Below are 21,354 nucleotides of genomic sequence, written 5' to 3' on the forward strand. Positions count from 1 at the left end.
CGCACCATGCAACGGATACCTCCCGCCACGGCTCGCGCCCGGTTGCTCAGGGTCCCCTTGAGCGCGGCCGACCGCACGGCGATGGGTGTGCTGCTGGACGCGATGGGGACGGCGGGCGAGTTGACGGTGGAGCAGGTGCAGAATCTGCTGTTCGCTCAGCGGACCTCGGCGGCCGCGACAAAAGCGTTGGAACGCCTGGTCAAACAGGTGAACGCCGCTACGGCAGACGAGGGTGTGGATCTCCAGGTGCAGGTCCACGGTGCGAAGAGGTCAGGCGCGCGGGGCCGCACGCTGAGCCTGTGGGCCGAGCGCGACGACGTGGTCGGCGCACCTCTGCGTGAGCACGAGGCGATTCGTGATGTTCTCATCGAGGACCGGAAGGCGACTGTGCTCGGGCCGAGACGGATTGTGCTGTGCAACGCCACGGTGGACGATAGACCAGCGGGAGCCTTGTGGGACTTGCTGCTCGAGGCATTGGGCGGTGAGCAGCACAGAATCGCCGTGTGGCGGTCCGACAAGGACGTGCTGACAGGTGACGACCGGGAAACGCGATTTCGCATGGAGGTGGCGGGCAGCGAACTGGTGGTGGCCGCGTTGAGCAACGCTTGGTACGCGCAGCCCGCGCTCGGCGAGACATTGCGTGCCTACAGCGGTTCCTTCGGCCCGACGGTGATGCCGGTCCTGCTGCGGCCGACGAACTCGCAGGCGGGTGGCTTTGAGACCAAAACTATCTATCCCAGCGGGTCTCAGGCTGTCCCGTTCAGTGGGCTGAGGAACCCTGCCCGGGACAAGTGGGTGAATGGCCTCGTCGAGCACATCTACCGTCAGCTCGACCGCGTAAGCGCGAGGCCGATCGACATGGGCACGAAAGACCGGCGCATGCTCAAGGAGACATGCGGGGACCAGTTCTTCGACCTGCACGGACGCCCCGGCAGCATGGATCCGAACACGGCCGATGGTGCGCACGACCAAGAGCGGCGAGTCGAGGACGTCGTGGCGTATCTCATGGAGTGGGCACGTGATCCGGACAGCGCCCCACTTGCCGCATTGCTGGGCGAGTACGGCACGGGCAAGACCATCACCTGCCAGGAGCTGACCGAACGGCTGCAAGCCCAGCCGGCTCGATCGGGGCCCGAGGCGCTGTACTTTGACCTCCGGCGTCTCGGGAACCTGAGCAACATGGTGCCGCCCCTTCCCACCATTCTGACCGAGTGCATCAACCACGGATGGGCGGCTGACAACACGCGGCTCCCGACAGGGGAGGAGGTCATCGCACGGGCCAAGACAGTACCAACCCTGTTCATCATCGATGGTTTGGACGAGGTCCTTGTCCGGCTCGACGCCGCGCAAGGTGCAGCCTTCACCCACGAGTTGCTCAAGCTCCGTCCGATCCGGGCGAAGGGCAAGGGCACGGTCCACGCCCCGTTCGCTGGGGTGGATACCAAGGTTCTGCTGTCCTGCCGAACTCACTATTTCCGGTCACTCCGGGAGCAATCCCGGCATTTCCTTGAGCACGACCGTGATCTCGCAACTGCCGGGGACTACGTCGCGCTGATGTTGTTGCCGTTGACCGACGTGCAGATCCGCGGATACCTGGACAAGGCGCTACCGGACCAGGACGTCGAGCAGGTGATGGACATGCTGGGAGCGGTGCACGATCTGTCCGACTTGGCCACGCGCCCGTACACGCTGACCAAGGTGGCCGCGCAGATCCCGTTCATCGAAGACCGCCTCTCACAGCAACGGCCGGTGCACGCGGCCACGATCTACCGGCAGGTCTTACGCGATTGGCTTGCACGAGACCTCGGCAAGCACCGCTTGCGCCCCGATCATAAGCTCACCTTGATGGCTCGACTGGCCGCGTGGTCGTGGAGGCGTGGTGACCGGCGGGTCGACAGCGCAGACTTGGACGACTGGCTCGACGAACAGCTCGCCACGGATCCCGCGCTCGGCAGGCGCTATGGGAACACCTCCCGCGATCAACTCGAGGAGGACCTGCGCACCGCCACATTCGTGGTGCGCAACGACCACAATGGGCCTGACCGCCCCGACTTTCAGTTCGCACACAGCTCTATCCACGAGTACTTCCTCGCCCAATACCTGTGCGACGCGATACGCGATGATCGGCGTGAGGACTGGTGCCTGCCCATGCCTCCGGTGGAGACGTTGGACTTCCTGGGCCAGTTGATTGCCGACGACGACGATCAAGAGGCACTCCAGGTAACCCTGAACCGATGGCGCACATCGTATTTGGCACAGGCAAGTGAGCTGTGGCTCCGGTATGTGCTTTATGCCAGAGCGCACGACCGGCCACACCCCAACTTGGGCGGCTGCGATCTCAGCGGTGCCCGGCTACGGGGCTGGCACTTCATTGGCACGAGGGCCAACCCACTCGTGTTCACAGCCGCCACCCTGACCGGAGCAGATCTGCGCGAAACCCGCTGGGACCACGTCAATCTCACCCAGACGCGCCTCGATGCCGCCTGTTTCGAACGAGCCGTGCTAAACGAGACCGCGATCGTCAACGGAACTCTGCGCGATGCCGACCTCACCGGCGCCTTCCTCCGCCGCTGCCGCCTGGACAACACTGACCTGAGCGGCGTGAATACCACCCAACTCCGTCACGTCCATAGCGGTGACTACTTACCAACCCCGGCGCCGCCCGTCCGAACCCGACTCCAGCCGCTCACCGGCCACAGTGGCTCGGTCCTAGGTGTTGCGTTCAGTCCTGACGGGACCCGCCTCGCGACCATCGGAAACGACGACAACACTGTGCGGGTCTGGGATGTCGGTACCGGCGAGAATCTGCACACCCTTACCGGACACGGCGGCTCGGTCCAGTGTGTTGTGTTCAGTCCTGATGGGACCCGGCTGGCCACCGGTGGCGGCAACGGCGCTCGGATCTGGGATGTCGGTACCGGCGAGAATCTGCACATCCCCATCGCATACGGCGGCTCGGTCCAGTGTGTTGCGTTCAGTCCTGATGGGACCCGGCTGGCCACCGGTGGCGGCAAGGACGCTCGGATCTGGGATGTCGGTACCGGCGAGAACCTGCACATCCTTACCGGAGAGGTCGGCCCAGTTTGGGGTGTGGCGTTCAGTCCTGATGGGACCCGGCTCGTCACCGGTGGCGGCAACGGCGCTCGGATCTGGGATGTCGGTACCGGCGAGAACCTGCACATCCTTACCGGAGAGGTCGGCCCAGTTTGGGGTGTGGCGTTCAGTCCTGATGGGACCCGGCTCGTCACCGGTGGCGGCAACGGCGCTCGGATCTGGGATGTCGGTACCGGCGAGAATCTGCACATCCCCATCGCATACGGCGGCTCGGTCCAGTGTGTTGCGTTCAGTCCTGATGGGACCCGGCTGGCCACCGGTGGCGGCAAGGACGCTCGGATCTGGGATGTCGGTACCGGCGAGTACCTGTACACCATCACCGGACACGGCGGCTCGGTCTTGGATGTCGCGTTCAGCCCTGACGGAGCCTGGCTCGCCACCGCGGGCGACGAAGGCGCTGGGGTCTGGGATGTCGGTACCGGCGAGAACCTGCACACCATCACTGGACATACCGACTGGGTTCACAGTGTTGCGTTCAGTCCTGACGGGACCCGGCTCGCCACCGGTGGCGGCAACGGCGCTCGGATCTGGGATGTCGGTACCGGCGAGAATCTGCATACCCTTAGCGGATACGGCGGCTCGGTCCAGGGTGTGGCGTTCAGTCCTGATGGGACCCGGCTCGCCACCGCCGGCGGCGACAGCACTGTGCGGGTCTGGGATGTCGGTACCGGCGAGGGCCTGCACGCCATCACCGGACACGACAGCCCAATTTGGGGTGTGGCGTTCAGTCCTGATGGGACCCGGCTGGCCACCGGTGGCGGCAACGGCGCTCGGATCTGGGATGTCGGCACCGGCGAGAATCTGCACACCCTTACCGGACAGGTCGGCCCAGTTTGGGGCGTGGCGTTCAGTCCAGATGGGACCCGGCTCGTCACCGCCGGCAGCAAGGACGCTCGGATCTGGGATGTCGGCACCGGCGAGAATCTACATACCCTTAGCGGATACGGCGGCTCGGTCCAGGGTGTGGCGTTCAGTCCTGACGGGACCCGGCTCGCCACCGGCGGCAGCAACGACGCTCGGATCTGGGATGTCGGCACCGGCGAGAATCTACATACCCTTAGCGGATACGGCGGCTCGGTCCAGGGTGTGGCGTTCAGTCCTGACGGGACCCGCCTGGCCACCGCCAGCAACGGCGACAACACTGCTCGGATCTGGGATGTCGGCACCGGCGAGAATCTGCACACCCTTACCGGACATACCGACTGGGTCCGGGGTGTTGCGTTCAGTCCTGACGGGGCCCGGCTCGCTACCGCCGGCGACGACAAAACCGCGCGGATCTGGAATACGCGCACAGGACAGCCAGACTTGCTGATGGCTTCGTTCACTAGTAGCGCAACGGCGTCATGGTCACCGGTCAGGGACACGTTGCTGTCCACGACCGGCGATGCCTGGCTGTATCTGCGGGCAGCATGCTTTGACAGCCAGAACCGCTTGGTGAACCTTCAGCCGTACGAGCTCTACTACAACGAGCCAGGTTCGACTACAGCCTCCGAAGGGACGACATACCGATCTGGCTCGGGTGAGGAGCGCTGACGGTTAGCGGTATCGGAATCTCCTGCACCGCACCGCGTCTGTGCGAATCCAGCCAGACACGGTGACATCAGCATTTCCGGAGGTTCGGTTGAATGCCGAGCACCGCTACCGGGCGGTGCTGGAGGTTGCTGATGGGGTATCGGTGATCGAGGTGTTAGCGCGCTACGGGGTCCTGGCAGACGATCTACACCTGGCGAAGCTGATACGCTGGATACGGAGTGGCCGGTTTCTAGGAGGATCTCGCCGACAACGCCGGACACCGAACCGGGTGGAAGCCGATGTCGAAGCGCTGATCTGTGAGATCCACTGTCAGCGCCGACACTAGGCCGCGAGACAAGTCCGTCACGAGCTCGAACGGTGCCAGGTCGAGCGTGTTCCCGCACGAGCTGCGGTATCGATGACCACTCCCGGTCCATCCGGATCGCGGCGGTAATTGTGATTCCGATCGGTCGAGCGGTTCCACATGCCACTGCTCGATGATGTCGAGGCGTTCGAGAGCCCTGCTGCCGCCCAGGACGCTATCTCCGCATAGGCGCACGAGTGCAACCTTAACCGACCAGGTTTCGGGTGTGGTGGCGCTTTGACGGTCATCGCGCCCCTGGGCGTTGTGGTCGCTGGTGCTCACCCGCTGCGTAGCGGGCCCAAGTGGAACCGGCTCGGATGGCGAGGGTTTCGGTGGTGCTGGGGTGGTAGCCGAGCATTCCGGCGATGACAGCGGCGGGTGCTTCGAGCAGGAGTTGGCGGATCGTGGCGGTGCGGGCGTCGAGGCTGGGCAGCCCGAGGTTGCGCAGTCTCAGGCGCAGGGAGGTGGTGTGCATTGGTTGCCCGGCGCGGCGTCCGGGAAACAGGTGACGGCTGTTGGGGTTGTTGGCGGAGAGCATGTTGGGGCGGTTGTCGACGTAGTCGAGGAGCACTTCAGCGAAGGGAAGTGGCACCGGGATCGGCGGGTCGCCGAGCCGGAGCAGGACCTGGTCGTCCTCTCGCAGTACGTCGTCGATGGTCAGCTGCGCAATCTTTACCAGTGGTTGCGCGTAGAGAAGGATCAGCAGCGCGAGGACCCGGTCGGTGGCGGGAATGGTGTGGTCGGTTAGGACGCGGCGAATGTAGGCAAGCCGTTCTTGCTGGCTGAGTCCGGGGCCGGCGTTCGTGGTGACGGCCGGGAGCCGCAGGGGCGGTAGTTCGTGGTGGGTGATGCACCAGCGTAGAAATGTGCGGGAGTGACCGTGTCGGTCGAGATCGGTGGCGAGCCAGCGGTCGATGTCGGCTTGGCGGCAGGTTTCAAGGCGCCGTCCGTGGTCGGTGAGGTGGTTCAGGAACTGCGCGGAGATCCGCATGAGGTGCCGGGCGCTGTTCGCGCGGCCGGAGTTGATGGGCTCCCTCTCTGCGGTCTTGCGCAGTTGCCTCAGGACGTGCCAGGTCGCGAAGCGTTCGAGTACAGCGCGGTGTTGAGGGTTCTCGACCGTGGCCAGCCAGCCGGGAAGCCACTGCTCGAGCAGGAACAGGAGCCGGTCCACCGGCGGCAGAACGTTGGCGTCGACGAGCAGGTCCCGCAGGTGGATTACGGCCCGCGACGGCTGGAGCGTGGCCAGTCCTTCGTGAGTGAGCGGCACGTCGCCGCTGGCTAGCGCGCGCAGGAGCGGCGGAATGTGTGGTTTGGACAGCCACAGCAGCCCGGCTCGGGGGCGGGGCATCGTACGGAAGGACGCGTAGAACGGGGAAAGCTCGGGTCGGATCCGGCCGGTCCCGTCGTCCAGCAGAACTGCGAGACGTTCGGAGAGTACGCAGCGCGCGCATATACCGGCCTGGTAGCGCGGTCCCTCCTGGCTGCAGCGGCCGCAGGTGAAGTCGCCGAGCCCTCCCGCGCAGTCGGTGCACGACCGCATGCCTGCCGCGCTGATCCCGGGCAGCAGTCGTTCGACGCCGCAGCCGTTGCAACTGCCCCGCGTGTGCACGGCGTCGTCGTAGCACTTCACGCACACCGGGCCTTCGGGCCAGCGAATCCGGGTCCTAAGCCGCGGATCCCGCAGCCTGGTTTTCTCCACGTCGGTGCACACTTCCCGGCCACAGCGGGCGCAAACCTCGTCGCGCAGGGTCATTCGGTGGTGGTGATCCGGGCGCGTGCCGGCCGCGGCTCGGTGACACCGACCGACCGGGGACGGTCGGCAGTGCCGGTCTTGCGGATCCCGACGTTCTCCGCGCCGGTGACGATCAAGTCCGCCGGAGTTGTTCCGAAGATGTCGCACAAGGCCGCCAGTACTTGAAGCGACAGCCGTTCCGGTGTGCCGGTCGCTAGCCTATGTACCTGCGAGACTGACAAGTAGATGCCGCGCTCGTGCAGCGGGTCCACCAGCTCGGTGGTCTGGTACATGCCGTGTTCGGCCATGATCTCCCGCAGTCGCCAGCTGTAGCTGATCGACCGCTTCTTGTCCGTCATGGAATCTCCTCAGTCCCTGCCCAGGGCTTTGTTGATCGTTCCGTCCAGCACGCGGCGCAGCGTGCGCGTGCGGAAATCCGAGGACACGCACGTGTAGATCGACGTCGTGCTCGCGTGGTCATGGCCGACCTGTTCCTGTACGAACCGCGGGTCCCAGCCGTCCTCGATCAGGTGCGTGACGTACGAGCGGCGCAGCGAGTGAAAGTCCAGCGCGGCATCGAAACCGAGCGCGTCGCGGTAGGTCGCCAGCTGCCGGTTGAGCTGCTTATTACCGATCCGCATGCCTCGCTCCGACGGCCACAAGGCCGGATTGCCGTCCACGCCGAGAAGCGGACGCACATCGGTCGACCACTGCTCGACGACCTCGGGCACCCAGTCCCAGACACACAGCACGCCGCGCCGCTTCGGAGGCGAGCCCTTCTTCGCCTTGCCGTGCCGGACTTGCAGCACACCGAACTCGCCAAACTCCGGCCCATGAGGGTTCCTGCCAAAGTCGGCGACGTCTAGCATCCGCGCCTCGTTGCGGCGCAGTCCAAAGCCGTAAGCGACCTTGAGACACGTTGCGTCCCGGAACGCCGGCAGCCAGCCCTTGCGCCCCAACGCCCGCTTCCGGGCCACCTCGTCGTCGGCGTAGTCGAACAGCTGTTGTAGCTCTGCGCGGGTAAAGGCGCGCTTGCTCGCGTCCGCCTCCGAGTCCTCGACATGCACCGCGGCGTTGACCTCGTTGATCACTTGCACTGGATGCGTGCCGAACCGGCGCTCACACTCGGCCGCCCATCCGTACGCCGGATCTGTGACGAACGCGCAGAACCCGTGCAGCGCTCCCTGGTAGTTGCGCACCGTGGATCGCGCCAGATGCCGGACCGCACGCAGGTCGGCGAACCACTCGTCAGCCAGCTGCGGCGCCCACAACCACGGATAGGTGCCGCAGTGGTCAGCGAAAGCCCGCACCACCCGTCGGGCGCTGTCGACGGTCGAACGCGCCAGGCTTCTGGCCAGAAGCTGGTTCCGCCAGCCGTCTAGCATCGCGGCGAACAGCTGCTCCTCCGGATGCAGAAGCGGCACCCCGGCGACCAGTTGCAGCCCGGCAGAGCCCGCTGGCAGATCGTCCAGACCCACAGACTCACCCCACTCGGTCGCATCCATTGCGACGATATCGCATTAGATGCAATCCTGCCTGGTGGTGAGCTTCGGCGAATTCGTCGCGCGGCGCCGCTTATGCCGCCGCGGTGTGCAGTACCCTCGGACACACAAGGCCGTGTTGACGCCCCACTTAAAGGGCTCCACGAACGGTTGGATATCGGCCGCATTAAGTGTGGCGCGTGTTCGCATCAGATGCGATTCGCCCTGGTTTCAGATGATCTGCAAGACGTGCTGTGTGCGGTGGTGGGCTGGGCGGCTGGTGAGGTGGTGGCGGTGGGGGTGTGGTCGGCGGTGGCGCGGTGGAGTGGTGGTGTTGGGCGCGGGTGGCGTGCGGGAGGTGCGTGGGCTGGTGGGTGAGTGGGGCTGGTGGGTGAGCGGGGCACGTCGCGCGCTGGACGCCCGGCGGGTTCGCCTCGGCGCCGCCTGCCGGAGTGAAGCGAAGGCCGGTGGCGCCGAGGCGAACCCTGGTGACCGACACAAAAAGGCGGCCCGTCAGTCTGTGACTGACGGGCCGCCTTGCGTCGCTGCCGGGGCGGGCTACTGCTGGGTGAGGTGGGCGGCTTCGCGCCGGATGGTGTCGGCGGTGACCACTTCGGACACGCTTCCCCGGACGGTGGCCCACTGGCCGTGGCGGGTGAGTAGTTCGCGGAGATAGGCGGCGACTGCTGTGGGTTCGCTGGTCGGGATGTGCTCGGCGTCGGTGAGCTGCTGGTCTATGTCGGCGAGTACTTCGGTGAGTTATCGCACGGTTTCGGCTCCTGCCGGGTGGGGCCTGGCACCCGTGCGGGTGCCAGGCCGTTCGGGTGTCAGGCTGCGGCGAGTGCTGGCGCGGTGCGCGGGCGGGCCTGAAGGCTGCGCAGGACGTCTACCGCGTCGAGTCCGTACAGGGTGTCAATGATCGCGTGGCCCGGATTCGGACGCTGGGCTGCGATCGCGACCTCACACCGGATGACGTCGAGCGGAACGCGGTGCCGGTCCTGGCATTCCTGGCACCGGTCGTCGCTGCTGCCGGGGGCGTGTGCCTCGCGGGTGGGGCGTTCGAGGTTGCACGCGGAGCATTGATCGGTTGCCCGACTGGGACGCAACGCCATGCGGTCGTAATCGTGATCGGTCACGCGGTGCCCGGTGAGGTCGTCGACTCCGTCCCGGCTGTCGTCTAGGTCGCGTGCCCGCTGCCGCTCGTCTTCGTACCGGTCGACGGTGCCCTCGTTCTTGCGCACCACCCCGGCGCTCGGGATCGCAGCCACGATAGCGCGGTAATGCTCGTCGTACTGCTGTTCCAGTTCACCGGCGACCGTCTTTGCCTGTGCGCGTTTCTCGGCGGTCTGCCGCTTCCGCTTGGTCGCATTGGCTTCCGGCCGTGCTGCGGCTGTGGTGGTGTGATGCTCGGGCGCGGGACGTTCGGCCGATTCGGCGTCGCGTCGGCAATTCTCGGAACAGTAGTTCATGCCTTCGGGAAGCACGCCGTCACAGTTGCCGCACCGGTGCGCCTCGTCGGGCGTCTCGGCTTCGCCCCGTGCGTGTCGCTTGGCGGCGCGGGCGCGCGCGACTTCCGCGCGCGCTTTGCTGGCGTACACGCACGCCATGAACAGAGTCCGGTTTTGCTCGTCAAGCTTCGGCCACACCCGGTATCCGGTCTGGATGGCCTCGACCACTGCGGGGTGGTCCGCGCTCGGGTTCGACAGCAGAGCAGAGCACGCCATGTACGCCTCACGATGCGCGCCTTGGGTGACGGCGTTGAGCCAACGCAACGCGGTAGCGGCGTCTTTGACGCGCGGCGGGGTCGCGCGCAGCATGACGGTAATGTCGTTCGGTTCCGTCGCCGTGATCGCGTGCCGGGATTCTGTCGAGTAGACGCACGCGCTGTACAGCTTGCGCTCTAGGTCGCCGTAGCTGTCCCACTCGGCGTGTGCCGTGCGCACTCCGGCCAGAATGTCTGCGGTGAGCTGGTCGTCCGTCTTGAGCGCTGCGGCGCACGCGGTGAGGATCGCGGGCGGCTGCTCGGAGCTGCTGACGAAGATACGTTGCAGCTCGGTCAGCGCGGAACGGACGCGCGGGGGCTGAGACTGCAACGCGGTGACGATTTTTTCCACACTCGTACGGTGTGTTTCATGAATGGTGGAAACCATGATGAGTGATCCTTAACTGTATTCTTTGTAACGCTCGGGCTTGGCGTCCCGAGTGCCTTGCATGATCGATATTAGTAGGTGTTTCCGCAGGTCACAAGGCAAAACGGATTGTTGGCGGTACTCTTTTTCGGTGAAATATAGGAAGGGTTTTCGATGACTATCTGCATGTCGTTGACCTGGTGTTATCCCGTTCGGGGTGGAATTGTGCTCGCGTGCGTGCTGGCGGATTTGCGGCATTTCGGTAGAGGTGAGCGGGGGCTGAGTGGGTGGTGGGTGGCCCCGGCGCACCTGGGGGCAGGCCTCCGGCCTGCCCCTTAATGCCTGTCCAAGGGAGCAAGGGGACCCGAATGCAAGGGTGGGGCCTCAAGATGTTTTTTGACCACGCTTTTCGGTCAAAAAACATCTTGGGGTGCCCTTGTATTTGGGGCAGCGACCGGCACAATGCCGGGGCCACCCACCACCCGCGGACGGGACATCCGCGGCGAACCGAACCACCGTCAGCTGCCGACGGCGCGGCCGGATGCCGGCCGGACCAGAGGGTTGGTCGGCTCATCCCGCGCGAGCAGCGACGGCTATCCTGGCTTGAGCGCTCCGTAGGCTGACTGTGCCTTTTGGCGGAGCGTCAGCGGGTCCGTCGCGGCCTTGGCGGACCACCGCATGCGGTGGGAGCCCTCTGGGGCTGTCGCGGCGGCCCCGCGCCCACATTGACCGGGGCAGCAAACGGTGCGCGCCCCGGACCGTTCTTTGCCGACGGCGCCACGGCGGTCGTGACGGTAGCCTCGGACGCATGACCGCAGCCCTCCCCAGCGGGGAGGTTCGGCATGGCCGAGAACACGGCGAGGCCACGGCGGCGGCGATCAACGGCGGCGCTGGAGCGTCTGGAGTCGGCACGCCGGCGACGCGCGGAGCAACTGGAACGCGAGCGGGCCAACGAACGCCGGATCGACGAGGCGCTGGGGCCGTTCGCGGAAGCGGCGGCCGCGGTCGAGAGCATCGAGCGGAAGCGGGACAGCCGGATCACCGCTCTGGAAGAGCAGTTGGAACGCAAGCTCGCTGAGCTGGACCGGCAGAAAGAAGCTAAGACCGGCGAGCGCCATCGGCGGTGTGACGAAGTCCGCGCGGATGCAGCGATAGAGATCGCCGAATGGCGTGAGGTGATGAGCGCCTCGGTGCGGCAGATCCGCGCGGCCGAGGTGACGCTCAGCGCGACGGCGACGTTGCTGGGCTTGCCCGTCAAGGCGGTGACAGCTCTTCTGCGCGATAGCGCCGACGACGAGGCGGAGGCGTCGGCTCCGACGAGCACGGCCCCGAAGGCGAGCGCCGGACGATTCAGTGCGTCCGGCGTGGACGGTGCGCCGCCGGTGAACGATGCGGCACCGGACAGCGAAGTAATGGACCGGGCAGTGCCTGACGTGGGTGACGCGAGCGCCGGGGCTGACGAGCGCACAGCGCACCAGGAGATGTCGGACTAGCCGCTGGTGCGCGGCGGCCGCCGGTGACGGCGCCAGTTTGTCGGGGGTGGTGGCCAGCATCTCCAGATGCGGCCACCTCCCCCGACTGTGGTCAGGCGACTGTGGTGTGCTGTCGCGCGCGGTTCTCGGCGGCGCGCCGGGCGTGCTGTTCGAGCGTGAGCCGCTTGCGCCACCAGTAGTGAACGGCGATTCCGGCGAGACCGCAGCAGAGGATGAACCCGATCGCCCACCGGCTTGGTTCAGGACTGCTGGTGAGCTCCTCGATACGGCCGATGAAGAAGAAGCCGGGCATGGCGATCAGCCCGGCAGTGACGAAGCGCCGGTAGCGCTGGGCCATCCTCGGGCGGATCGCGTTGCGGGTGCCGTAAGCGACGAGCAGTCCGGCGAGCGCGCCGAGGACGAGCGCGCCGGGCAGGGCGACCAGCAGAGCCGGATTGGTGAAGACAGCGGCGAGCATGGCGGTGTAGCCCAGGGGGACGACGCCGCAGAACACTCCGGCGCCCGCGGCGAGGGTCAGGCCCGAGAACGTGATCCCGTAGCGTGTGCTCATCATTTGAGCGTAGAGCACCCGGAGCACGCTTGAGGGTGATCTTCCGGCCGTTACACGTCGAGATGATCGCGTCGCGCGGTCTTGCCGGTCAGGCACGGCCAGGCCTCATGACGAGGCCGTCCCGACCGGCAGGGCACGCGTCGATCGGATATTCGCCTGCGCGGAGCCAGAGACCATTCCAGCCGTCGACGGGGCGGCGTCCAGCGTGACGCAGCAGGTACACGGCGAGGTAGCCGAGCGCCTGGCGGTCCGACGGGAGCGTGAAGTCGGGATCGGGTTCGAGCTGGCGCCACAGCCGTCGTGGATTGTCGGGGATTGAACCGGTGGCCACGAAGCCGTAGGACTCGTCGTCGCCGCCGGAATAGAACTGTGCGGCGATTGTGCGGGCGAGCGCGTCGCTGACTCGGCCATCGAGGGCGGTTGGGGATTCGATGGCGGTGCGCAGGGCGGCTTGGATCAAGCTGGCGTCGTCCATGCGGGTTCTCCGGGTGGCGGTGAGGACGGAACGACATGAGACGAGGCCGGTGGGCCAGCCGGTACGGCTGGCCCACCGGCCTCGGGGTGGGTTGGTGTCCGGCCAGTGGGGGAGTCCCGGCCGGACACTTGATCCGGCTTTTAGAACGGCGGCTCGCTGCCACCACCGACACCCGCGCCGACGAGTTCCGGCTCCGGTTCCGGCGCCGGACCCCACACGTCGTCGGCCGGAGCGGCCGCGGTCGCGGCGGTGGTCTGGGCACTCTGCGTCCTGGTCACCTTGTTCATCTTCGCGGTCGCGTAGCGCAGGGACGGGCCGATCTCGTCGACGTCGAGTTCGACGACCGTTCGCTTCTCACCTTCGCGGGTTTCGAACGAACGCTGTTGCAACCTGCCCTGTACCACGACGCGTGCGCCGCGAGTCAGGGATTCGGCGACGTTCTCGGCAGGCTGCTGCCAGATGGTGCAGCGCAGGAAAATCGCCTGTCCGTCCTCCCATTCGCCGGTCGCGTTGTTGCGCTTGCGCGGGGTGGACGCGACCGTGAAGTTCGCGACCGCCTTCCCGGAGGGGGTGAAGCGCAACTCCGGGTCGGAGGTGAGGTTTCCGATGACGGTGATGACGGGTTCGCCAGCCATGGTGTTCTCCTGGGTTGTCGGGTGGTTGGAACGCGGCGCAGCCCTAGCGCTCCTGGGCCGGGGGTCGTTCCCGGACCGGCTCGTCCGTCCGGGGTGGACCGGCCTGTATGCAGCGGGCACGGGCGGACGGTGGGTGAGCGGCCGGTTCACCCGGGCGGATCGGGCGGGGACTCCGGGAACGTTGCCCCCGGCCCGGGGGTGCTTGACTTTGTGCGGTCCACACACCCACGACCAGGGGAGCGCCAGACAGACGATGTGGGTATGGCGGTTGGGGGCTGGGGAAACGCCCATCGGGCGTTTCCCCAGCCCCCAACCGGATAGGCAGTGTCCAGGCTTCCTCGTCAGCTGCCCTCAGCAGAGAGTCGGCGTCGGAGAGTACAGCTGGCATCGGACGAGGGCCCGTGCTCGGACCGCGCACTTTCCCGCGGATGTCGTCACCGCGACTTTTCCGGCCCAGCCGTGACGTCGTCGCCTCAACGGGGGGCGGATCCTCGCTCGGGACAGAGCGAGCGCGAGCCGCGGAGATCAGGGAGGAACCAGGTAGCCCTAAGTGCTCGACGAAGCGTTGTCGGCGACGGGCTCTGCAGGATCGTTGCCCGGGACGCGGTGGCGTCGAGGACGTCGGCGGCGGAGGTCACCAGGATGGCCTCGCCGTCGCGGATCAGCGCGTGGCAGCCGGCGGACGTCGGCGACGAGACCGATCCCGGCATGGCCATCACGACCTTGCCCAGTTCTCCGGCGGTAGAAGCGGTGTTCCGCGCGCTGCTGCGCCCTCCCGCCTCGACGACGACCGTCGCTGCGGTGAGGGCCGCGAGGAGCCTGTTCTGGACGAGCAACCAGTGCCTGGCCGGTGGTGTGCCGGGTGAGTACTCGCTCACGAGCGCGCCGGTGAACCGCGATCTGGTCCAGCAGGGTTGCGTGCGCCGCCGGGTACTTGACGTCGATTCCGCAGGGAAGCACGCCTCACCGCCGACGTGGCGGTGTTAGCGCTCGCTGGTTACGGCGTGGCGCCAGCTGTCCGGGAGCGGGCCTCCGCGGGAGAGGATGTTGTCGAGAGCGGAGATCGACCCGTGTAGTTGCGCGAGGGCCGAATTCTGAATCTCTTCTCCCTCGTACTCGTCACTTTCGTCTTCCGCGTTGTCGAGCGCGTCGGCACCGTCGTCGCAAGACAGGAGTGCGTTACGGATTTCTGTCAGAAGCGCGGACGGATCACCGGACATTGCGGGTCCAAGCGCGGGCGGGTCGATGAACCCGTCGGCTGTCCAGCCTTGCTGGTCGGGTTCCCGCTGGCCACCGGTTGCTTGTGTCTCAACGACGACTCGTCGCTGGTGCAGAGCGGAGTAGCGGCCGGCGGCCGCGTCGCGCAGCGCGTGCGTCTTGTAATAGAACCAAGTTCCCTTGTCAGCCGTTAGATAGCCGAACCGGAACTTGCAGGGCAGACCATACTCCATAGTGGACCCTTCTCTTCGTGACAAGGAGCGCGCGGGAACCCTGAGATCGACTGCGAACGCGCGGATTACGGACCATTTAGTGGGACTACAGCATCCGTAGTGGCTGATCAGTCACGGCTGGTTCGATCGACGGTCTTGTCGAGGCTGGTCGTAGCTCCGCGCGGTTCAGCCACGCAGGGCCCTTCTGGTGACCCGAAAGCGTCGAGGTCGGCGCGAGTTTGAGCGCCTGCGTTCCTCACCACCGACTTCAGTTCGTCCGGGTGCAGCTGGAGTTCGAGAACTTCACGGAGAAGACTTAGTAGCGGCAGGCGAGCGGTGCCTGCGTCGGCGGCGATCCTGGCGGTGGCGCCTCCGCCCAGCATGTAGGCGTGCAGACCGGCTATCGCAGTGAGGTTGCTCGCGCACGGTTCTGGGGCGAACCGCCACAGATAGGTTGTCAGGGCCTTAACGCCGTGCAGGAGCTGTGTCGACCTGTCATCGAACAGTGCGCTGCGGAATGGTTCGCAGCTGAAGGTGGCGATCAGGTCGGCGATCTCGTGGTCCTCTGCCGGCAGGGTGGCAGCCGCCGCAGCGGTGATCGCGTTCTCGGCGCGGGCGAGTCGTTCGCGCGCGATGTCGGGCTTTGCCCGGTCGGCGCGAGATTGTTCGAGAGCGGAGACGATCAGCGGCGCCAGGCGAGCCCGAACAGCAGCATCGGCGGGGGTGAAGGCGGCCGCGAGGTCGTCACGAGAGCGCGCTGTGACCAGTCCTTCGGCGACGGCGGTGGCGGCGAGTGGTGTGGCGAAGGGGTCGGGAAGCCGCCCGGCTCGTTCCTCGGCCAGGTAGGACTGCCACGTGGCGCCTGCGGTGAAGTCGGGAACATGCGCGATCTCGTCGACGCGCAGGCCGTGCTGCTGGATCGCGCGGGTGAGAGCGAGTAGTCCCGTTCGATAGGGCAGTGCGGAACCATTCCCGGGTGATGGTGGGCACACGGCGAGGCCGACGACACCGGCCATCGGACGGTCCAGCACGCGCTGGGTCACCTGACGTGCGAGCGCGACGGGATCCCGACCGACATCGTCGAGTGCGGTCCGCATCACCACCTCGGCGCGGTTGGGGCGCAGCGGGTCGTTGCCGATGAAGATGAGCACCAGAGACCTATCGGGGACGAAGCCGAGGAGGTGCGGGATCGCCGCGAACACGTCGCTCGTGGATGTTAATCTGACACTGGGGCGCACGATGACAGTCCTTTCTGGACAGTAATGGTCGAAGGGAAATGGATGTGTTGTCACTGTGGACGGTCCGCGGTGCGCTGGCGGCAGCTAGCGCGACGGAGCCATAACGACGCTGGGTTGACCATGACGCGGCTCGGGTAGCGATATCCCGGTCGACGGCGCGCGAGATCCGAGCGTGAAAGCGCAGGGGCTAGTTGTGGCCGTGGATCAGGTGGTGGCGTATCCATCGGGAAGCGGGCACGGGCAGTAGCGAATGTCTGAGCCGCATTCATCACATGGAGCGCTCAGAAGCACGCGATAGCAGCCCCGGCGGCAGTCTCCTTCGTCGGCGCCGCATACAGGGCACGATCCGCAGGCGAGGCAGAGGCCTGATTCGGGGTCGATGCTGTCGGCGATGCCGCAACACGCGCAGCCTTCGTCGAGTCCCCACCACGCGGCGTGCCCCGGCGATGAATAGGAACGGTAGTCTTCGAAGTCGTAGTTGGAGTACCAGGTGCCGCCATCCCAGACGCCCGCGAGTTCGTTGAAGATATAGCCGTTCTGTCGATAGCGCGGGTCGATGGTGAGAATGACGACTTTGTTGAAGCGTCCGAGCCATCGTTCGATGAGCGCGCGGGTTTTCGGATCGTCGAAGGACGAGAACGGTGCGCTAGAGAAGATCTCGTCCGCGGCGATGCGCGTATCCGAGCGGTCGTCGCCCCTGACCGGCTGTGCCCCGGCGGGAAGAACTCCGTTGTGCGCCAACAGGGTCCGCTCGTCCGCGCCTACAGGAAACGGGTGATTGTTGGAGATATTGACCGACCCGTGTGTGGCGAACCGGCTATGGAACAGGGCGGGACCTTCGGGATGGAGGCGGCGAAGGGCGGCGAACTCGTCGATGACGGCCGAGGCCTGCATGCCACGGCCCGAGAAGATGCGCCCGTCAGCGACGATGGCGTAGCCGTGACCATGGTCGTTGAGGCTCGCTCCGTTACCGAGAGCGTCGACGTCGGGCTGGATGCCCTCGGGAAGGTAGGTCAGCATGCACATGCGAGGCTCTCCAGTTCGCGGGTCAGCGGCGAGTACTTCGGTCGCGTCAGGAGCCATCGAGTGAAGCTGTCCCAGTTCCAGGCCCCACGCTGAGCGAGGTCGGAGATAGTCAGGTCGCGTGTGTAGCTGACGGACGCGTCCGCGAACGCGAGAGCGGCTTGGACCTCGCCGGCATAGAGGCTGGAGGCGAAGACGCGCAGTTCGAGCGTGTCTTCCGGTTGCGTGTTGATGGCGAGGGATCGCGGGGGAATCCGCTCGCCTTTGCAGGTCTCCTTGACCAAGACCCGCTCACGGTCGTTGAACGCGGCGTAGCTGGAGTGCCTCCTGGCAAGCCGTTGGACATCGGAAGCGTTGCGGTAGATGAACTTCATCCACCGGTATATGTGAAAAGAGTCGGCAAAGGCGGCACGGCTGATGTGGACGTGCAGGCCGATACCGTCTCCAGTGCAACCTTTGGCTTGCAGGTCGGTGAGGAGCTGCCAGGGGAATGAGTCGAGCGCCCACCGATAGGACATTGGGTGCGTGACGAGTTCGAAGCCGCGGGCGATGGATCCGTCCTCTTTGAGGTATCCGAGTTCGCCGAGCGCTCCGATCGCGCCGTCGACGCAGCTGGCGAGTTCGCCTCGGGGTACGTTGATCTCCAGTTCCATGCCGAGGTAACGCGGGCCGATCCCGTGGAAGATCGGCTCGGGTTTGAAGTCGTAACTATGAATTGAGTCGTAGGCCGCATTGTCGATGTGGGTGACGCAGTAGTCGCCGTGGTTGATGAGCCTTTCGCAGCTCCGGCACTCGTAATAGCCGTGATCGCGACCGCAGGGATAGCAGAAGGCTTGCGTGATGTCGCTGTTTTCAGCGGCCGTGCTGTACTCGTCGAACAGACTGCAGTCATCGCACAGGTGATAGGCCTCCACGCAAACGCCGCACAGTTCGCGGTCGTTTGTTGCGTGGAAGGCTGTCTCGCCGGTACGGCGACTACGGCAGTCGTTGCAGACGAACGAGGCCGGCTGCGGGGCGGAATGAACGTTGCACGTGTCACCGTCGGCGATGAGTGTCGGGCAGTCGACGCAGGGGTAGAGGCCGATGGAGTTGGCGCACGTGACACACACGTCGCCGTGATCGTCCGAGGGCAACGCGGATGCGGTAGGCAGGTCGCAGCCGTCGCATGACGGCATGGCTTCGACACAGGTACTGCATGCCTTCTGCCCGGCGGCGGTACGGTGCCGCTGCGAGGTGGGGATGGAACAGCAATCGCATCGCAGAGTGAGCTGATCGGCGGAAAGTGTCAACGTTCTTTCCCTTCGGACATAGGAAAATGCCCTCGCGGGCTGAGTCCGCGAGGGCAGAGGTGAATGATGTGAACGAAAGTTCGGATGCGAATGTGGTCACGGCGGCTAGGCGCGGGAGTAGGCCACTACCCGGCACTAGGTGTGGCCGTGCCGTATCGGCGGAGGTACGCGAGCTTGTCGGCCGGGACCGGGCCTATACGGATTCCCAGGCCCAGCCTCGCCATCCGATGGCGTAGCGGCCATCCCGTCCGGGTTTGACGTGATCGGGGTGGTATCCCGCCATAGCGGCGGAGTTGCTTTCGACGACGATGAGGGTGTCGCCTTCCCAGTAGGTTCGGGCGTAAGCGTCGTCGAGTGTCAGGTGGGCATAGTTCAGCCAGGCACCGATGATTTTCGCGATCTCCGGCCGGAAGTACGGTACTTCGGCGCCGTTCCAGTCCTCGTCGTCCACGACCGCGGGGAATGCGATCCGGGAGTCCGCGAGCGTGACCAGTACCTCTCCTGGTTCCGGGCGTAAGTTCGACGGCTTGACGAGTTTGCGGTTGATCGACTTGATTGTCGCGGCCGTCGTTGTCGGTACCGACAGTTGCAGGAACCAGGTCCTGTCACTACTGAGTTCGTAGAGGCCGTCGCCGTCAGGCCGAATCGTGAGAGTGCGTTCCCAGCGGGAGCTGGCTGTGTGGATGGTCAGACGCTGGTCTGTCCAGTGGTGTGTGTCGGCGGGTTGCAGCTGTATCCCCATGTCGATTTGAGGGTTGCGGGCGATCCAGTGCTGGATCGCGGGGATGACCTCGGCGCGCAGACGTACTTGTGCTCCCAAGCGCGAGGTCGTCAGCGGGACGACGTCGACGCAGGCGGCGAAGCTGGGCTGGTCGTCGGGTTTGATGCCGTCGGCGACGAATTCGACGTAGTGTTCGCCGGGAATTGCGTGCAGCATGGTGCTCCAAAAGGTCGCGGTTCCGAGACTGGCTGGCCTGCATGCGGGATCGGGCGGTGCGGGCGGTTGCCGGTCAGGTATCGAGCCCAGCTACGAGTGCTTCGCGCGCGAGGCGGGCGATCGCCTGGGCCGGAGGGCGTGTGAGGCCTCTGCGTGAGACGGGAATCAGCCCGTTGACCGCGAGGGACCATCGCCCGACGCCGGTGCCTGTGTGTGCGGATTCGCTGCGGTAGATGACGATCGTGTCGTTCCCGCGCTGCGGACGCGCACGTGCTGTGATTCGCAGGCCGATGAAGTCCCGGGTCCGTCGCCCGGTGAGTTCTTGGTAGAGCACTGAGATCGGTGACGCGTGGAGTTCGTGGCACAGGTGATGAAGGATTCCTCGTGCGAGCGACCACGCTGCTGGGTCGGCGGGGCTCCATCCGCGCGGGATGTTGCTCTCGACGGTGACCGGCAGGTTGTACGGCGGCAGCGCGTCGAGGTGCGCCCAGCCGCCGGCGTTGGGGTCACCCATGGTCAGGCCACCTTCGGTTCGAGGACCGCCGCGATGGCGTTGGTCAGCAGGGAACGCGCCTCGTCGCGAAGCATCGCTTGTGTCGCGGGCCGATAGTGGTCGAGGCCGCCGTAGAGCGGTCCGCATGCGGCGAGCACGGCGGCGTCGGTGCAGTGTCCCTGTGCGGTGAGGTCGGGGTACGCGGCGTCGATGACGCGGAAGGCGTCGGTGAGTCCGTGAACGTGCACGGACCGATGGATCTGCGCGATGAGTGCGGCTTTGAATGCCTTGGAGGGCTGAGGCTTCGCCTGAGCAGTTGCGGGCGGGTCGGTGAGCGGAGTCGCGTTGAGTTCGATCATGAGCAGGCGGCAGGCGTGATCGAACGCGTCATCGTCGGATGCTCCGGCGAGTGTTGCTGTAGTCACGATGGCTCCTCCGGGTCGTGCGGATGAATACGGCCCGGCAGCACACCGGGGCCCGGGCGCCCCCTGTGCCCAGGTGCCGCGTCCGCGGGATGTCGGGCGCTCGGGCCCCGGTGTGCTTTGATGCGGCGATGTCGCCTGCACGGCGTCGGAGGACCAGCTGAACTCCTGGTTCTGGTCTTCCCAACCCCTGCTGTGGCTTGCTGCGGTACTAGCGCTGATCTCCGCTGCCATCGCCCAGCGCCGGCAGCGGTAGACCGCACACGTAGCAGGCCGCGCCGGGCGTGCCGCTGTGGGAGGCGACTCCTCGGTCGAAAGGCTCGGTGGGGCATCCTCGTTCGAGTGCCTCGGTGAGAGCGGCTGTTCGATCGGCAGGAAGACACGCTGCGCAGTGGCCGTAGGTGTCGGCAACTTCACCGCGGATCCGGACGGAGCATTTCCGGCAGGACAGACCGGCCTGTTTGAGGGCGAGTTCGAAGTCGATTCCGTGACCGTCTTGTTGGCGTTGTTCGATGTGGAGCGGAAAGTCTTGGATCTCCTGGGTGCTGGTGAAACGGTGCCATTCCGCTTCGGTGAGCTCGCCGACGCTGAGGTGGTGCCTGGCGATCCACCAGTGCTCTTCGGTCCACATGAACAGGGGGATCCCGTAGCGGTTTGCGATGATTCTGATCGCTGTCGCGGCGTCGAGGTGGGTGAGTGTCTCGACGGCGTCGAGGTGGGTGAGTGTCTCGACGGCGTTGAGGTGGAGGCCAGTGAGGGTGGTCGGCAGGTCGGGGTTGGCGCTGTCGAGGGCGGCGATCAGCGTCTGCTGCCGGAGAATGGTGGCCTCTTCGGCGAGGGCTTTGCAGATCTCTCAGGATCGGCCAGTAGCCGTCGTTGTCGTCGTCATCGATCTTCCTGTTCGTCCAGTCGGTGAGGTTGTCGATGGTCGTTGTTCCGCAGCGGTCGGCGAGAACGGCGTGCGTGGCGACGGTCTGGGCGTGGTCCAGGACGGCGGCCAGGGTGAGGAGTGCGCGGCCCCACCGCGTCGCGAGGGC

The 21,354-nt window shown here is 66.0% G+C and carries 18 protein-coding genes; 3 read left to right on the top strand and 15 right to left on the bottom strand.

Going from position 1 to position 21,354, the window contains the following annotated elements; genetic code table 11:
- Positions 1 to 6 precede the first annotated feature (6 nt).
- Positions 7 to 4,647 carry a pentapeptide repeat-containing protein gene (locus tag ACOCEP_RS27620; RefSeq protein WP_482331942.1) on the top strand — a complete coding sequence of 1,547 codons (4,641 nt, stop codon included), beginning with the start codon at positions 7 to 9 and terminating at the stop codon, positions 4,645 to 4,647.
- Between the two features lie 587 nt (positions 4,648 to 5,234).
- On the opposite strand, the gene ACOCEP_RS27625 is transcribed toward ACOCEP_RS27620, so the two are convergent.
- The 4 genes from ACOCEP_RS27625 to ACOCEP_RS27640 form a co-directional block, all read right to left on the bottom strand.
- Positions 5,235 to 6,743, bottom strand: a complete 1,509-nt coding sequence (locus ACOCEP_RS27625; protein ID WP_482331943.1) for a hypothetical protein — start codon at positions 6,741 to 6,743, stop codon at positions 5,235 to 5,237.
- Complete coding sequence (locus ACOCEP_RS27630; RefSeq protein WP_482331944.1) at positions 6,740 to 7,081, bottom strand: helix-turn-helix domain-containing protein; 342 nt, start codon at positions 7,079 to 7,081, stop codon at positions 6,740 to 6,742. Before ACOCEP_RS27630 ends, ACOCEP_RS27625 begins: the two co-directional genes overlap by 4 nt.
- A gap of 9 nt (positions 7,082 to 7,090) precedes the next feature.
- On the bottom strand, positions 7,091 to 8,200 hold the full coding sequence (locus ACOCEP_RS27635; protein WP_482331945.1) for a tyrosine-type recombinase/integrase: 1,110 nt from the start codon (positions 8,198 to 8,200) through the stop codon (positions 7,091 to 7,093).
- 830 nt (positions 8,201 to 9,030) lie between these two features.
- Positions 9,031 to 10,353 carry a hypothetical protein gene (locus tag ACOCEP_RS27640; RefSeq protein ID WP_482331947.1) on the bottom strand — a complete coding sequence of 441 codons (1,323 nt, stop codon included), beginning with the start codon at positions 10,351 to 10,353 and terminating at the stop codon, positions 9,031 to 9,033.
- A gap of 821 nt (positions 10,354 to 11,174) precedes the next feature.
- On the opposite strand from ACOCEP_RS27640, the gene ACOCEP_RS27645 reads away from it, so the two are divergent.
- A complete protein-coding gene (locus tag ACOCEP_RS27645; protein WP_482331948.1) occupies positions 11,175 to 11,825 on the top strand; it encodes a hypothetical protein in 651 nt (216 codons plus the stop codon).
- A 91-nt stretch (positions 11,826 to 11,916) separates the two neighbouring features.
- Here the strand turns inward: ACOCEP_RS27645 and ACOCEP_RS27650 are convergent, their stop codons facing one another.
- From ACOCEP_RS27650 to ACOCEP_RS27700, 11 genes are all read right to left on the bottom strand, one after another.
- Positions 11,917 to 12,375, bottom strand: coding sequence for a hypothetical protein (locus tag ACOCEP_RS27650; protein ID WP_482331949.1), 459 nt, complete (start codon positions 12,373 to 12,375; stop codon positions 11,917 to 11,919).
- 88 nt (positions 12,376 to 12,463) lie between these two features.
- Positions 12,464 to 12,850, bottom strand: coding sequence for a hypothetical protein (locus tag ACOCEP_RS27655; protein ID WP_482331950.1), 387 nt, complete (start codon positions 12,848 to 12,850; stop codon positions 12,464 to 12,466).
- A gap of 140 nt (positions 12,851 to 12,990) precedes the next feature.
- Positions 12,991 to 13,485: a single-stranded DNA-binding protein gene (locus ACOCEP_RS27660; RefSeq protein ID WP_482331952.1), complete on the bottom strand. Its 495-nt coding sequence runs from the start codon at positions 13,483 to 13,485 to the stop codon at positions 12,991 to 12,993.
- A 473-nt stretch (positions 13,486 to 13,958) separates the two neighbouring features.
- Complete coding sequence (locus ACOCEP_RS27665) at positions 13,959 to 14,363, bottom strand: DNA-processing protein DprA (protein WP_482331953.1); 405 nt, start codon at positions 14,361 to 14,363, stop codon at positions 13,959 to 13,961.
- A gap of 105 nt (positions 14,364 to 14,468) precedes the next feature.
- Positions 14,469 to 14,936: a hypothetical protein gene (locus ACOCEP_RS27670; protein ID WP_482331954.1), complete on the bottom strand. Its 468-nt coding sequence runs from the start codon at positions 14,934 to 14,936 to the stop codon at positions 14,469 to 14,471.
- Positions 14,937 to 15,043: 107 nt separating this feature from the next.
- A complete protein-coding gene (locus ACOCEP_RS27675; protein WP_482331955.1) occupies positions 15,044 to 16,153 on the bottom strand; it encodes a DUF4192 domain-containing protein in 1,110 nt (369 codons plus the stop codon).
- A 204-nt stretch (positions 16,154 to 16,357) separates the two neighbouring features.
- A complete protein-coding gene (locus ACOCEP_RS27680; RefSeq protein ID WP_482331957.1) occupies positions 16,358 to 17,179 on the bottom strand; it encodes a class II glutamine amidotransferase domain-containing protein in 822 nt (273 codons plus the stop codon).
- A complete protein-coding gene (locus ACOCEP_RS27685) occupies positions 17,167 to 18,465 on the bottom strand; it encodes a hypothetical protein (RefSeq protein WP_482331958.1) in 1,299 nt (432 codons plus the stop codon). The genes ACOCEP_RS27680 and ACOCEP_RS27685 overlap by 13 nt, the downstream gene beginning before the upstream one ends.
- A 193-nt stretch (positions 18,466 to 18,658) precedes the next feature.
- Positions 18,659 to 19,402, bottom strand: a complete 744-nt coding sequence (locus tag ACOCEP_RS27690; RefSeq protein WP_482331959.1) for a hypothetical protein — start codon at positions 19,400 to 19,402, stop codon at positions 18,659 to 18,661.
- Positions 19,403 to 19,475: 73 nt separating this feature from the next.
- Positions 19,476 to 19,916 (bottom strand): hypothetical protein, encoded by a 441-nt coding sequence (locus tag ACOCEP_RS27695; RefSeq protein WP_482331961.1) that lies wholly within the window; start codon positions 19,914 to 19,916, stop codon positions 19,476 to 19,478.
- A gap of 2 nt (positions 19,917 to 19,918) precedes the next feature.
- A complete protein-coding gene (locus tag ACOCEP_RS27700) occupies positions 19,919 to 20,320 on the bottom strand; it encodes a hypothetical protein (protein ID WP_482331962.1) in 402 nt (133 codons plus the stop codon).
- Positions 20,321 to 20,708: 388 nt separating this feature from the next.
- Here ACOCEP_RS27700 and ACOCEP_RS27705 point away from each other — a divergent pair, with 388 nt between their 5' ends.
- Positions 20,709 to 21,233: a hypothetical protein gene (locus tag ACOCEP_RS27705; RefSeq protein ID WP_482331963.1), complete on the top strand. Its 525-nt coding sequence runs from the start codon at positions 20,709 to 20,711 to the stop codon at positions 21,231 to 21,233.
- The last annotated feature ends 121 nt before the right edge of the window (positions 21,234 to 21,354 follow it).

This window comes from Amycolatopsis sp. CA-211722 (assembly GCF_056828465.1).